The 13,748-nt window shown below is 70.8% G+C and carries 11 protein-coding genes; 2 read left to right on the forward strand and 9 right to left on the reverse strand.

Going from position 1 to position 13,748, the window contains the following annotated elements; all coding sequences use genetic code 11:
* Positions 1-284 precede the first annotated feature (284 nt).
* From OG257_RS26205 to OG257_RS26225, 5 genes are all read right to left on the reverse strand, one after another.
* Complete coding sequence (locus OG257_RS26205; RefSeq protein WP_329211314.1) at positions 285-1,691, reverse strand: hypothetical protein; 1,407 nt, start codon at positions 1,689-1,691, stop codon at positions 285-287.
* A 281-nt stretch (positions 1,692-1,972) separates the two neighbouring features.
* Positions 1,973-2,536 carry a hypothetical protein gene (locus OG257_RS26210; protein ID WP_329211316.1) on the reverse strand — a complete coding sequence of 188 codons (564 nt, stop codon included), beginning with the start codon at positions 2,534-2,536 and terminating at the stop codon, positions 1,973-1,975.
* 63 nt (positions 2,537-2,599) lie between these two features.
* A complete protein-coding gene (locus tag OG257_RS26215; RefSeq protein ID WP_329211318.1) occupies positions 2,600-4,900 on the reverse strand; it encodes a hypothetical protein in 2,301 nt (766 codons plus the stop codon).
* Between the two features lie 37 nt (positions 4,901-4,937).
* The gene (locus OG257_RS26220; RefSeq protein ID WP_329211320.1) at positions 4,938-5,432 is read right to left on the reverse strand and encodes a hypothetical protein; all 495 of its coding nucleotides are present in this window, start codon (positions 5,430-5,432) and stop codon (positions 4,938-4,940) included.
* A 447-nt stretch (positions 5,433-5,879) separates the two neighbouring features.
* Positions 5,880-6,623 carry a TetR/AcrR family transcriptional regulator gene (locus OG257_RS26225; protein WP_329211322.1) on the reverse strand — a complete coding sequence of 248 codons (744 nt, stop codon included), beginning with the start codon at positions 6,621-6,623 and terminating at the stop codon, positions 5,880-5,882.
* 128 nt (positions 6,624-6,751) lie between these two features.
* Here OG257_RS26225 and OG257_RS26230 point away from each other — a divergent pair, with 128 nt between their 5' ends.
* Positions 6,752-7,975 carry a saccharopine dehydrogenase family protein gene (locus OG257_RS26230; protein ID WP_329211324.1) on the forward strand — a complete coding sequence of 408 codons (1,224 nt, stop codon included), beginning with the start codon at positions 6,752-6,754 and terminating at the stop codon, positions 7,973-7,975.
* 73 nt (positions 7,976-8,048) lie between these two features.
* Here the strand turns inward: OG257_RS26230 and OG257_RS26235 are convergent, their stop codons facing one another.
* Positions 8,049-8,417 carry a cupin domain-containing protein gene (locus OG257_RS26235; protein WP_329211326.1) on the reverse strand — a complete coding sequence of 123 codons (369 nt, stop codon included), beginning with the start codon at positions 8,415-8,417 and terminating at the stop codon, positions 8,049-8,051.
* A 163-nt stretch (positions 8,418-8,580) separates the two neighbouring features.
* Between OG257_RS26235 and OG257_RS26240 the strand changes: the two genes are divergently transcribed.
* Complete coding sequence (locus OG257_RS26240) at positions 8,581-9,849, forward strand: MFS transporter (RefSeq protein WP_329211329.1); 1,269 nt, start codon at positions 8,581-8,583, stop codon at positions 9,847-9,849.
* Between the two features lie 190 nt (positions 9,850-10,039).
* On the opposite strand, the gene OG257_RS26245 is transcribed toward OG257_RS26240, so the two are convergent.
* The 3 genes from OG257_RS26245 to OG257_RS26255 all read right to left on the reverse strand — a co-directional run bounded on the left by OG257_RS26245 (position 10,040) and on the right by OG257_RS26255 (position 13,731).
* Positions 10,040-10,489: a DUF2690 domain-containing protein gene (locus OG257_RS26245; RefSeq protein ID WP_329211331.1), complete on the reverse strand. Its 450-nt coding sequence runs from the start codon at positions 10,487-10,489 to the stop codon at positions 10,040-10,042.
* Positions 10,490-10,916: 427 nt separating this feature from the next.
* Positions 10,917-12,254, reverse strand: coding sequence for a carboxyl transferase domain-containing protein (locus OG257_RS26250; protein ID WP_329215356.1), 1,338 nt, complete (start codon positions 12,252-12,254; stop codon positions 10,917-10,919).
* A gap of 19 nt (positions 12,255-12,273) precedes the next feature.
* A complete protein-coding gene (locus tag OG257_RS26255) occupies positions 12,274-13,731 on the reverse strand; it encodes an acyl-CoA synthetase (RefSeq protein WP_329211332.1) in 1,458 nt (485 codons plus the stop codon).
* Positions 13,732-13,748: the final 17 nt, after the last annotated feature.

Consider the following 13,748-nt stretch of genomic DNA (forward strand, 5'->3'; position numbering starts at 1 on the left):
CGATGCGACATCGGCCCCTTCGTGCGGGGCTTGTGGCTGCCGGCTCGAGTCTCTGACGGGTGTCGGAGTGACCGCCCTGGCCCCTCGAAGCCTTCGCCCCGCCCCGGAACCTGCACTTCCGCACTTGGGACCTGCGCACGCTCAAGGACGACTCTCCGGACCGGCGGGCAGGTGACCGGCTCTGTCCGTTCGCCCGAGGGTGAACCGTTCCGAAAGAACCCGCTGTCGACGCCCGGCCACTGACAACTGGCTGTTGACGGCAAGCTGTTGATGGCTGACGGGACTCAGTCGCCGCCGCAACCCGACCCGCAACTGGACCCGCAACTGGAGCCGCAGCCGCCCCCGTTGTGCCGGTTGCCGGAGTCGTTCCCGCGCCCCCGGGTCGACGAGCCGCGCGGTGGTGGGTTCCTGCGGCGCTCCTCCGCCTCGCGCTCCGCCTCCCGGTGGCGCTCCGCTCTCTCCCGGCCCTCGCGGAGCCGCTCACGCTGCCGGGCAGGGCCGTCCGCCGGTTCCCACGGGCCCAGCCCGTGGCGGCGGTCCGGGCGGAGCGGGGCAGTGGTCACGGTCGCGTACATCCGCCCCATCTCCTGGTGGCGGTGGTACTCGGCGCAGGCGTATTCGAGGACGACTTCGTCGCCCTCCGCGGGGGTGCCGTACAGGACCGCTTCGAAGGGCTCGTGCTTCGGGTCGATGTCGTGGTGCCCGTTCCCCACCCCGTACGCCGAGCTGCTGCCGAGGAGCCGCGTCCTGGCGCGGGTGTCGCTCATGCGGGGAACGTACGCGATCAGGGGGGCTGCCGAGCGGGTGAGGGCGTCCGCGCACACCCAGTGGCGTCCGTCCGCCCCGGCGCGCACGCCCACGATCAGGGCGGGCTGGGGCTCCCCGGACAGCCGCCAGGCCGCCCGGTGGGCGAGCTGGCCCCGGCCGTAGAAGGTCGAACCGGCTATGAGGAGCACCAGTCCGATGCCCTGCTGCCCGACGGCGTCGTAGGCGACGCCGGACATGGTCGGTTCCCCGAACAGGCCGTCGGTGAGGATGGCCGCGGCGACCAGACAGAGCGCCAGCCCGAGGTAGACCTGCTGGTGGCCGCGGTGGCCGTCCGATTCCGGGGTGCCTTCGGGCAGCGGGAAGCGGCGCTCTCCCGCAGCGGCGAGGGCCAGGGACCGCTGTCGGCGTCGGGCCCGCAGCCGCAGGCAGCTTCCCCCGAACGCGAGGGCGCAGGCGGCGAGGACGACCAGCCACCCGGCCGTCGCCGGATGGTCCACGTCGCCGGGCCGGGCCAGAGTCAGAACCGCTTCCACAGCGACGAACACGGCCGCCGGTACGGCCGCGAACGGAACGTACCGATACCAGAGCGGCAGGGCGGTCAGCAGGATCAGACCCGGATACCTCAGCCAGTCCGTCCCATCCCCGGGCCCGCTGTGCCAGGCCGCGGACGCGGACGAGAGCCCGAACAGCAGGACGTACGCCGCCGCCACCAGGACGGCCAGTGCCCAGCCGCCCACGGCCGGGGCGAGAACGGCCGGGACCGCCGCCCTCCGCCACCGTTCGGCGTCGGCCACGGGCCAGGTGGCGACGCCGCCTCGGGACATGGACCGGGAGGCGACACCGTCCCCGGTCACGGACCAGGCGTCGACACCGTCCTCGGGCAGAGTCCCGGTCGGCAGACGCTTGATGTGATACGCCGTCACCGAACCACCGCCGCGCGCCCACCGTAGGCCCATCCCTGACGCCCCCTCAGCTCGCTCCCCCATGCATGCCCGGCCAGTCTGCCCGCGACGGTCCTCCGCCCCACCGCGATGAGCGCTTTCCGGCCAAGCATCGACGAAGGCCGTGGACGTGAGTCTGCTGCCTGATGGCCAAAGCGGCTTGAAGTCGCCCGAGCCGGGCTCGCCCCTCCCCTCGAGGCCCGGCAGCCCGAGGGGAGGCCCGGCCGGTAGCCGGAGTCAGCGGTCAGCCGGTCCTTGCAAGGTCACCGACAGGCCGCCGACCGCTCGACCGCCTTGGTGTAGTCGGTGATCAGACTCTTCATGGCCGCCTGGTCGTCGATGTCGGAGCCGAGGACCTGGACCACCGCGTAGAGGTCCTGATCCGGGTGCTCCGAAGACGTGCAGGAAGCAGTCTTGCCGACGCCGGCTTTCCCGGCGTAGAGGAAGCGGCCGTCGTCCGACACCGTCCCGTCGTCCGTGTCGGCGTATCCCTGCGCGACCGTCGTCGCGCTCTCCCGTGCCCCCCACCATGTCTGAGTGAGGCGCAGGGCCGCTTTGTCGTCCACGGACACGTCGCAGCGGGCCGTCCCGCCGTTCGGCTTCGAGGGTGCCGACGAGACGGAATCCCCGCCGGGCAGCAAGGCCTTCACCAGCGAGGGGTCGACGGCGACCCCGCACAGTGACGCGGGCACGGTGTACGTCTTCTCGGCCGAGTCGTCGCTGTCGCCGGAGCACGCCGACAGGCTTGAGGCGAGGATGACGGTGGCCGACAGGGAGACGGCCGTGCCGATGAACCGGTGACGCCGGAGAGATCCGCGGACAGACAACGCGAGAAGCCTTTCGGAGGTCGGACGGGGACGACGCGGCGGGCGCCGTCCCCGGACATGCGATCAGATGTCCGTCTTCAAGTGAGGGGACATGAAGTCGGTGTTCGTACCCGCGGCCCGGTACCCCTCCTGGGCGGCCGCGCGTGCCTTCTCGTCGATGCTCTCGTCCATCAGGTCGTCGCGGTGGTGCGCCTTCGCCGCGTTCTCCACGGCCTTCTCGGTGTACCCCGCGTTCTGGTCGAGGCCGCTCTCCCACTTCTCGCCCATGACGCCGCCCGCGTCGTCCTTGGCGTGCCCCTCGGCGTCCTTGAAGAGGGCTTCGAGGACCATGCTGCTCGCCGTTTCCGCCACGCCGCCGGCCACCGCGCCCCCGATCGGGCTGGCGATGAACGACGTGCCGACGCCGATGCCCGTGCCGATGCCTCCGGAGATGGCGTTCTTCCACTGCCCCACGGACTGGTCGAACTTCTTGTCGGACTCCTCGGCGGGGCCGGCGACCGCCTCCTGGCGGCCGATGGCCAGCGTGCCGGACACCTCGCCCGATCCGTGCGCGACCTGCTCGATGGCGAACTGCGTGTCGTTCGAGTAGCGGGCGTCGGCCGGCAGGTCCGGGTTCATGTGGTAGTCCATGAGATTGGCCATGTACGCCTTGTTGGCCACCTCCACGGCCGCGTACCCCTCGGGATTCTGTCCGACGGTCACCAACAGGGCGTTCACGTCGCGGTGGTTGAGCGTGGCGGAACTACCGGCGACGGGGAACAGCTTGTTCGTGTCCTCGTCCTGGTCGTCGGTCATCGCCCGGTTGATGTCCGGCAGGTACTCCGAGGTGATCTGCCCGATGCTGTCGGACATGTAACTGTGCTTCGTGAGCCGCTCGTTGTCGTCAGAGACGGAGGACACGATGGACTCGAACAGCTTGGTCTGCTCGTCGTTGTGGGCCGGAGTGTCCGCGGTCGGCAGCTCGCCCGCCGGGTGCCCGGTCGTCGCGGCCTCCAGGGCGAGGGCCAGGTTGTTGCGGCCGGTGTTGTCGTCGTCGCCCTTGAGGTTGCTCTCCTGCGGCCACTCCCGCTCTTCGAACAGGTACTCGAAGTTGGAGAGCGGAACCTTCCCCTTCTTGCCGTTGTCGTCCGTGTCGCGCTCGAAGGGGGAGTCCTCCTTGGAGACGTACCCCTCGTTGAAGAAGTCGGTGGCCGCGTCCGGGCTGTTGGAGAGCCCCTTGAGGTAACCGGTCAGCGGGTCGTCGCCGCTGTCGTCACCGATCCGGTTGAGCCACGGGTCCATGCCCATGTGCTGCCACGCCATGTTGGCGTGCTCGCCGTTGCCGGTGAGCCTGCGTTCCGTCTCCATGAGCTTGGTGCCGTAGCTCTTGAGGAACTGGTCGTCGTAGTCGCCGGTCCGCATCAGGTTGCTCATGACCTGGAAGCCCATGGGGCCGCCGCCGTCCCGGCCGATGGGCTGGTCGCCGAGCTTGACCATGTTCCCCTTCCAGCTCGTCATGTCGGCGGAGTCGCTCTGTGTGGCGGTGGCGAGCGTCAGACCGAGATTGCGCTGGAGGTCGTCGAGCTTGTCGAGCCGTTCGCGGCCGACGTTCGGGTTCACGGCGGGGTCGTTGATGCCCTGCCAGAACTCGAGGGTCTTCTTGGGGCCGAGCTGCGTGGCGAACCGCTCGGCGAACAGCGGGTCGTCCTTGTACTTGGTCAGACCGTCGTTGATCTTGTCGAACTCGGCGGGTGTGAGGTCCTTGGGGTTCTTCGCCGCGATCTTGGCGAGGTCCTCCGCCGCCTGGACGGCCTCCGCCGCGGAGTCGCGATCTTTGTAGTTGGCGTCCGAGAAGCCCATCTTGGCCTGGTCGGCTATCGCCGTCAGTACCTTGCTCGCCGAATCGTCGCTCTCCGAGGCCTTCTTGAGGATCCCCTGCACCTCGTCGCGCAGCGCGGTGACATCGCTCTCGCTGTGCTCCGGCACGGACGTGCCCTTCGCGGCCCGGTCCGGGTGGATGTTCATGGTGACGGTGAAACCGCCCCCGCCGGTGCTGGTGACGGTCAGATTCTTCTTGTTCCCGCGGCTGATGGCGGCCTCGAGATCCTTCTTGTACTGCCGCAGCTCGTCCCGGGTGTCGCTGAGGATCTTGTGAATGGTGTTGGCCTGCGTGTGGGCATCGGCGAACTCGCCGGCGGTCTTGCCGACGAACTCCTTGGTGACCTGAGCGTTCAAGCCGGCCCAGTTCGCCGAGTTGGCGGCCTTGTGCAGCCCGTCCTCGGCCTGCTTCTTCAGATCCACGAGGTGCCGTACGAGCAGGCCCCAGTCGGATACAGCTCCGTCGAGCGTCGTGAAGTTCGCGAAGCGCAGCGCGTCGAGATCCATGAGGTGTCGTTTCTCCTGTACGTCTGTGGTCGCGCCGCTACTTCTTGGGCTCGTACGCCGGGTTCTTCTTGCCCGCCTCGCCGACCCGCTCGTCGAATCCGGCATCCAGGGCCTCGATGCTGCTCACCTGCCGCTGGATGTAGTGCTCGTCACCGGCGTGCACCTTCTTGGTGACCTGCATGTGGTTGGAGATGTGGGCGCACGCGTCCATGAGCGACTTCAGCTGCTCGTCCCACCGGTTCGACACGTGCTTCAGCCCGCCGCCCAGCGCGAAGCCCTGACCGCTCAGGTCACCGGCGGCCTTGTCACTGCTGGGAATGGCCACCCGGGCCTTGTTCCAGAGGTCGTCGTACAGTTCGTGCGCCTGGCTGCCGATCTTCGCCAGATCGCTGTGGTCCACCTTGAGGTCGCCCGTCTGTGCGGGCAGAGCCGCGGAGCCGCCGCCCCCGGGGTCGAGCTGGTTCAATCGCATCCCGGTCGACTGCCGCTCGGCAGCGTCCGCCTTCAGCTGCTCCCACTCGTCCCATGCCATGGACAACCCGTCCCCCGCGTACCTGTCCCGTCCCGTCGCGCCCGGTGGGCGCCTCGGCTTCAGGTCAAACTAGCAACTCGCCAAGATGTTCACGTGGGGCGGAGTCGGATCCTTGAACAGTGGTTGTGCGCATCTCGTGGAGGCTCCGGGAGCGACGCGGCTCGAATGTCTTCATTCGTCCGGACGGGTCCGGTCTGTTCGCCGGCGACCTGCAGCAGGGTGGTGAGCCGATCGACAGCGCATCCGAGCGTGCGGTGTGTGCGCAGTCGGACGGCAGCGGTCGAGACGCAGGTCGTCGCCGTCACCGAGGGTGACAATTCGCTCTCTCGGCGCGGTCGGCGCGAGTCGGGCAGGCGTTCCTCAGGCGTCGGAGAAGGGTGCTCTCTGCGCCGGCCGGGATGAGTCGTGGACCCGCATGGGGACCAGCCGATCGGTTCTCCCGCTCCGTCAGTGCCGCGGTTCGTCCGCGGCACGGGGGTTCCCCTGGTCGCGGATCCGCGTGAGCTGCCCGGCCGCGCTGTTCAGCAGCGTCTCGAGGACCACGGGGTAGGCGCTCTGCGTCATCCGCCCGGCCAGGAGCCGCGCGGTGGCGGCGATGTGCGGGTGGGTGTCGGCCGACAGCTCGGCGTAGGTGGAATCCCACATCTCCTCGTCCGCCGCGCGGGCCTCGTCCGTCAGCGCCAGTGACCCGGCGTCCAGAGCGGCGAACGCCAGACTCAGGTCGATGAACGCGTGGTAGACGACGACCGCGTCCGCGTCCGGGAAGCCCGCGCCGCGCAGGATCCCGAGGATCGTCTCGTCCACGGCGATCTCCCGCGGACGGCCGGTGACCCGGCTGGCGGTCAGCACGGCGGCCTGCGGGTGGGCGAGATAGGAGGCGTGGATGGCCCGGCCGAGGGATCGCAGGTCGGACCGCCAGTCCCCGGTGGCCGTCCAGGTGTCCAGCGCCTGGCCCATCAGCTCCTCGCCGATGGCCCTGGTCAGATCGTCCAGGCCGGCGAAGTACCGGTAGAGGGTGCTGGGGTCGGCGCCCAGGGCCGTGCCCAGTCTGCGGGCCGTCAGCCCGGTGCTTCCGTGCTCGCGCAGCATCCGCAGCGCGGTCTGCACGATGATCTTCTCGGACAGCACCGTGCCCTGCCGCGTCGGCCTGCGCCTGCGCCGTTCCGCCTCCGGCACCACGTGCTTCGCCACGCCGACTCTCCCTGCTCGCCGCACCCCGGGACCCTTATGCCAACGCCGTTGACCTTACCCCCGGCTGTCCCGTTGCATCGTGCCCAGCGCCGGAGACATCTGTTTCCGGCAACCGAAAGGTGTGTGAGATGCGAGTACTTCTCGTGGGAGCGGGCGGCGTGGGCACGGCCGTCACCCGGATCGCGGCCCGCCGCGAATTCCTGAGCCACATGGTCGTCGCGGACTACGACCTCGCACGTGCGGAGGCGGCCGTCGGCGCGCTCCGGGAACACGGCGACCGGTTCAGCGCGAGGCGCCTGGACGCCTCCGACGAGGACGCGGTACGGCAGGTGCTCGCCGAGGAGAACTGCGACGCCCTGCTCAACGCGACCGACCCGAGGTTCGTGATGCCGCTGTTCAACGCGGCGCGCGCGGCCGGCACGCACTATCTCGACATGGCCATGTCCCTGTCCGCACCGCACGCGACCCTTCCGTACGAGCGGTGCGGCGTGAAGCTCGGCGACGCACAGTTCGAACAGGCTGACGCCTGGGAGCGTTCCGGACGGCTGGCCCTGGTCGGCATGGGCGTGGAGCCGGGCCTCTCGGACGTCTTCGCCCGCTACGCGGCGGACGAACTCTTCGACGAGATCGAGGAGATCGGCGTCCGCGACGGAGCCGACCTGGCGGTCGAGGGCTACGACTTCGCCCCGTCCTTCAGCATCTGGACGACCATCGAGGAGTGCCTCAATCCGCCGGTGGTCTACGAGAAGGACCGCGGCTGGTTCACCACCGCCCCCTTCAGCGAACCGGAGGTGTTCGACTTCCCCGAGGGCATCGGCCCGGTGGAGTGCGTCAACGTCGAGCACGAGGAGGTCCTGCTCATCCCGCGCTGGATCGACGCCCGCCGGGTCACGTTCAAGTACGGCCTCGGCGACGACTTCATCGCCAAACTGAAGACTCTGCACGAACTGGGCCTGGACTCCACCAAGAAGGTCACCGTCCCCTCGGCGACCGGACCCGTGGAGGTCTCCCCGCGTGACGTGGTCGCGGCCTGTCTGCCCGACCCGGCCACCCTGGGCGACCGCATGACCGGCAAGACCTGCGCGGGCACCTGGGTCAAGGGCACCAAGGACGGTTCGCCGCGTGAGGTCTACCTCTACCACGTCGTCGACAACCAGTGGTCGATGCGCGAGTACGGATCCCAGGCCGTGGTGTGGCAGACGGCCGTCAACCCCGTCGTCGCCCTCGAACTCGTCGCGAGCGGGGCCTGGTCGGGCAGCGGCATCCTGGGCCCCGAAGCCCTGCCGCCCCGTCCCTTCCTCGACCTGCTCACCGAGTACGGGTCGCCGTGGGGCCTGCGCGAGGAGGGCTGACCGTCCGCCGCCGGCCGGGCGAGGGCTCACCCGGCCGGCCGCACCACGGCGGGGCCCTGACCACGGACAGCCCTCAGAACGACGGCGTCCCGCCCTCCCCGAGGTCGATCGCGTACGCCTTGCGCAGCGTCTCGTGCACCGTCCAGGTCGTGCGGTCGCCCTTGTGCAGTACGGCGAGGTCTCCCGGGCCGACCGTCAGTGTCGGCCCGCCCTCCACCTCGATGGTGGCCGAACCGCTGAGTACGACGAACATCTCGTCCTCCTCGGTGTCGGTGACGATCCCCGGAGTGATCTGCCAGACGCCCCGCAACCGGCGGCCGTCCACCGACTCCCAGACGACCTTGCCGGTCACCTCCGGTGTGCCGGAGAGTATCTGCGCGGGGGAGAGCGGCTCGGGTTCGAGCTCGGTGTCGGGCACGTGGACGACGAGGCTGTGAGTCATGCGGCGACGCTAGCCGGGGCGCACGGTGCTCCGGGGGTGACATGGTGTGGCGTTTTCCCCGGGGCGCCCGGACACTTCGTCGCGCTCGTGGCCCGCACGTCGCTCCGGCCGGTCCGGGGCTTGCCCGTGACACACCGGGACAGGCCGGTGGCTACCATCCCTTGTGACCGAAACGGCCGAACAACCTGTACCCCGCACGCGCATACTCGCCGACCTGACCCCCCTGCGGAGCTCGCCGGACTACCGGCGGCTGTGGTTCGGGAACACTGTCTCCTGGATCGGGCAGGGCATGACGGCGCTGGCTGTCTCGCTCCAGGTCTACGACATCACGGGGTCCGCGTTCTCCGTCGGACTCATCGGCCTGTGTTCACTGGTCCCGCTGGTGCTGCTCGGCCTGTACAGCGGGGCCGTCGCGGACACCGTCGACCGGCGCAAGCTGGGCCTCCTCAGCGCGGCCGGGTCGTTCGCGCTCTCCGTCGGACTGGCCGCCGTGACCTTTGCCGGCGTGGAACACGTAGGACTGCTCTACGCGGTGGTCGCCCTCCAGTCCGTGTGCTTCGCCCTCAACTCCCCGGCCCGCAGCTCCATGATCGCCCGGCTGCTGCCGGCCGAGCAGCTGCCCTCCGCCAACGCGCTCAACGCCATGACCTCCACCACGGGCGGACTGGTCGGGCCGATGCTCGGCGGCCTCATCGTCGGCTGGTGGGGCTACCGCGCCGCGTACACCATCGACGCGCTCACGTTCACGGCCTCGCTGTACGCGATGTGGCGCCTGCCCTCGATGCTTCCCGACCGGGCGGAAGGCGAAAAGGGAGCCAAGCGGGCGTCCGTCGCGGACGGGCTCCGCTTCCTCGGTACCCGGCCCAATCTGCGGATGACCTTCTTCACCGACCTGAGCGCCATGGTGCTCGCCCAGCCGCGCGCCCTGTTCCCGGTGGTCGCCGTGGTCTGGTTCGGCGGCGACGCGAAGACCACCGGTCTGCTGGTCGCCGCCCCGGCGCTGGGGGCCCTCCTGGGGAGTGTGTTCTCCGGGTGGCTGGGGCAGATCCGCCGGCACGGGCTGGCGGTGCTCGTCTCCGTGGCCTGCTGGGGCATGGCCATCGCCGTGTTCGGGCTGACCCGGCAGCTCTGGCTCGGGCTGATCCTCCTGGCCCTCGCCGGGTGTGCGGACTCCATCTCGATGGTCTTCCGCAACACCATGCTCCAGGCGGCGGTGCCCGACGAGATGCGGGGACGGCTGCAGGGCGTGTTCATCGTGGTCGTGGCGGGCGGGCCACGACTCGGCGACCTGCTGGCCGGCTCCGTCGCCGACCTGACCTCACCTGCCCTGGCGGTGACCGGGGGCGGGATCGCGTGCGTGCTGGTGGTCTGCCTGCTGGGGCTGCGCTGGCGCGCCTTCGCGAGGTACGACGCCCGGGACCCGCAGCCCTAGCCCAGGCAGGCCGCGGACACCCTGGTGCAGGGCACACGGGTGTGGAGCCGCTCGCGCGGAAGGGGCGATCGGGGAGAAGGCCCGACCGGGGGTACTCACCGGTCGGCCGAGAGCCCGCCGGGGTGCCGGAGCCGGGGCTCTCGTCCGGATCGACCGGATCCGGACGAAAGACCCTGGGCCGGGGTGCCGGTCAGAACTTGGTGCTGCAGGTCATCGGGTACTCGTTGCCCTGGAACTTGACGCAGACACGGTAGTAGTAGCTGGAACCGCCGAGCATGTTGGACCAGTCGCTGCCGCCGTGCGGGATCTCGACGTTCAGCGAGCGGAGGAGCTTGCCGGCCGAGTCGTACTTCTCGATGTAGCCGAACGAGTTGTAGATGGAGTTGCTCGAGTCGTCGGTGACCCGGACCCACGCGGCCTGGCAGCCGAACGACCAGCGCAGTTCGGCCTTGCGGCCGTTGTTGGTGATGGTGCGCTGGGTGGCCACGTCGGCCGTCTCGCACGCCGTCGCTCTGGGCCCCTGGTTGTCACAGCCGGCGCCGCTACAACTGGCCGCGTACGAGGTGCCTGCCAGCGGAATGAGGCAGAGGGCCACGGTGGCTGCGGACACGGTGGCGAAACGGGTTACTGCGGTCTTCACGTACTTCTCCTGAAAGGCGAGCCGGCCCCGTGCGCTGCGCCAGCAGGACCCCGGACCGGCGGTGAGCGGACCAGCCGTCGCGGGAGCCGGCCCTGCCCCACCGGTGCGGTGGGGCGCGGCGCATGCCCTCCCGCCGCGTCGGCCCGCCGTTGGCGCGCATCTCGCGTCGGGCGGCGGTGCACCGCACGTAGCCTTCCCCCGTGAACCGCCCCAGGGGCGGCGGACGCCCGTGATCCCCCCGGCGTCCGCGGATGACATTAGCGCCATGTTCATGACGCAACTAGCGAAAATATTTAGGGTATTTGATCTCTCATCAGGGCGAGGATGGGCTGATCGCTCACAAAGTTTGCACAGAGATGACAGTTCAGTGACCAAATTTGATCGCCCGTCACATCGGACAACGGACGCTCCCGGCGCCGTACGTGACTCAGCTCCCCGCCGGCCCGGCCCGGCCCACGACCGAGCGGGCGATGCCCAGCTCCACCAGGTCCTGCGGGCGCAGCCGGAGCTGGTCGGCGGTGGAACGCACCTGGTCCGGGCCGCGCTTCAGGATCGCCGCCGCCAGCTCCGGTGCGATCACCGAGAAGTAGCTGTCCGCGGTGACATGGGTGTTGTCCGGCGCGGCCAGCGCGAGCGCACCGCCCGAGCCCCCCTCGCCGATCACGAGAGTCGTCACCGGGACCCGGGCGGAGGCGATCGCCGCGAACGCGTCGGCGATGGCCGCGCCGGCGCCCGTCCGTTCCGCCTCCGCGTCGTTGGCCGCGCCGGGGGTGTCGATCAGGGTCAGCACGGGAAGGCCGAGCCGGTCCGCGAGCCGGATCACCCGCGCCGCCGTGCGGTAGCCGGCCGGCCGGGTCGCGGTGCCGCACTGGGCGACGTACGCCACGGGTTGCCCGCCGCGGAGCCCCACACCGCCGAGCAGCCCCGGATCCGTACCGCCGCAGCGGTCGCCGTTCAGCGGCAGCCGGTGGTCGAAGTACGCGTCCAGATACGCCTCGGCCCGCGGCCGCGCCGCCGAGCGGGCCTGCTCCACCGCGTCCCAGCCGGTCCCCGGCAGCCCCGTGGCCGCGAGCGCGGCCGGTACCGGAGCCGCCTGCGCCGGACCGGGGACCGTCAGTGCCCGCAGCCAGTGGCTCAAGGTCCGGGGCAGTTCCCCGGGAGGCACGATCGCGTCGATCTGACCCGCGGCCAGCTGGCCCTCGGCGCTGTACGCGTACGGATCGGCGCCGGCCGGCCGCACCCGGGACCCGGCGAAGCCGATCTGCGCACCGGGCAGCGCCAGCACCACATCGGCGCCCGCCCCCACCGTCGCCCAGCCGCCTCCGGTCGTCGGATCGCGCAGGACCGCGATCTGCGGCAGTCCGGCCGCCCGCAGCAGTGCCGAGGCGGCGGCCACCCGCTGGAGCTGGACCAGGGCGATCATGCCCTCCTGCATCCGGCTGCCACCGGTCGCGACGAGCGAGACGAGCGGCAGCCGCTGTTCGCGGGCCAGCGCGTACGCGGCCTCCAGGCGGTCACCGGTGCGTGCGCCCAAGGAGCCGCCCAGGAAGCCGAATTCGAAGGAGATCAGGACGCAGGAGAGGCCGTCGACGACGGCCACCCCGTGGAGTACCGACTCCTCCTCGCCGGTCCGTTCCGTGGCGCGGGCCCGGGAGTCCGCGTAACCGGTCCAGCCGAGCGGGCCGTCCGAAGGGGCCTGGTCCATCGGCAGGTGGTGCTCGGTGAAGCTCGCGGTGACGGCGGCGATGGCCTCCCGCGCCGACATACGGCCGCCGCCGTGGGCGCTAGGCACCGAGCGACCTCTTCATGATCTTGCCCAGCTCGTTGCGGGGCAGGACGTCCAGGTAGCGGACGGCGCGCGGGCGCTTGTGCGGGGCGAGCAGGTCCGCCACATGGTCGGCCAGCTCCCTCTCGCCGGGCGGTGATTCAGGGTCGGCCGGCACGACCCAGGCGACGATCCGCTCGCCGAGGTCGTCGTCCGGCTCACCCGTGACGGCCGCCTCGCGCACCCCTGGATGGTCCAGCAGGGCGTTCTCGATCTCGCCCGCGCCGATCTTGTAGCCGCCGCTCTTGATCAGGTCGGTGGCCTTGCGCCCGACGATCCGCACATAGCCGTCGGCGTCGATCGTGGCCATGTCGCCCGTACGGAACCAGCCGTCCTCGGTGAAGGCGCCGGCCGTCGCCTCGGGCCGGTTGAGATAGCCGGTGAAGAGGTTCGGTCCGCGTACCTGGATCTCGCCGATCGACACGGTGTCGTCGAGTACGGTGCCGTCCTCCTCGACGAGCCTGAGGTCCACGCCCGACAGCGGCGGCCCGACCGTCCCGGGGCGCGGCTCACCGTCGGCGCGCACCCCCGTGTTCATCAGGGTCTCCGTCATTCCGTACCGCTCGATGACCCGGCGGCCGGTCGCGGCGGCGATCCGCTCGTGGTCGTGCACCGGCAGCGCCGCCGAGCCCGAAACCAGCAGACGGGCACCCGCGAGGGCCTTGGTCAGGCTCCCGGAGCCGGCCGGATCGCCCAGAGCCCCGGCCAGCCGGTGGTACATGGTGGGGACGCCGAACAGCATCGTGCCGCCCGAGGCGAGCTCCCTGGCCACGCCCTCGGTGGTGAACCGGCCGAGGTGGCGCACCGAACCGCCCCGGCGCAGCGGCCCGAGGACGCCCAGGATCAGTCCGTGCACATGGAACAGCGGCAGGGCGTGCACGAGGACGTCGTCAGCGGTCCACCGCCAGGCGTCCTCCAGTGCGTCCAGCGACGCGGCGATCGCCCTGCGGGGCAGGATCGCGCCCTTGGGCGGGCCCGTCGTGCCGGAGGTGTAGACGATCAGAGCGGGCGATCCGGGGGAGGGTTCGGGCGGAGGCGGGTCCGTGGCCGCCGCGGCCGTGTCGACGTCCAGCCGCTCCAGGCCGCCCAGCGAGGGCGGAAGTACGTCGGCCGCCCCGGCGAGCACCACCGAGGGCGCGCTGTCGGCGACGATGTGCGCCAGTTCCCGCTCACCCGTCTTCGGGTTGAGCGGTACGGCGGGCACGCCCGCCAGCAACGCCGCCACCACCGCGACCACCGTCTCCGGGGTGGACGTGGCCCAGACGGCGACCCGCCCCGCGCCGGCGATCCGGCCCGCGAGGGAGGTGGACGCGCCGGCCAGCTGTGCGTAGGTCAGGACGTGTTCGCCGAACCGGACGGCTTCCCGGGAAGCCGTGGGGCCGGATGTCTCGTGCAGCGCAGGCAGAAGAGAGATCACGTTCCGAGCCTAGGGGC

Origin of the sequence: Streptomyces sp. NBC_00683, from assembly GCF_036226745.1 — a bacterium.
In the GTDB taxonomy this organism is placed as follows: domain Bacteria; phylum Actinomycetota; class Actinomycetes; order Streptomycetales; family Streptomycetaceae; genus Streptomyces.

Excerpts from the sequence above, each read along its gene's own strand:
- OG257_RS26215 (WP_329211318.1), bottom strand. The coding sequence starts at position 4,900 with ATGGATCTCGACGCGCTGCGCTTCGCGAACTTCACGACGCTCGACGGA.
- OG257_RS26220 (WP_329211320.1), bottom strand. The coding sequence starts at position 5,432 with ATGGCATGGGACGAGTGGGAGCAGCTGAAGGCGGACGCTGCCGAGCGG.
- OG257_RS26230 (WP_329211324.1), top strand. The coding sequence starts at position 6,752 with ATGCGAGTACTTCTCGTGGGAGCGGGCGGCGTGGGCACGGCCGTCACC.
- OG257_RS26235 (WP_329211326.1), bottom strand. The coding sequence starts at position 8,417 with ATGACTCACAGCCTCGTCGTCCACGTGCCCGACACCGAGCTCGAACCC.
- OG257_RS26250 (WP_329215356.1), bottom strand. The coding sequence starts at position 12,254 with ATGTCGGCGCGGGAGGCCATCGCCGCCGTCACCGCGAGCTTCACCGAG.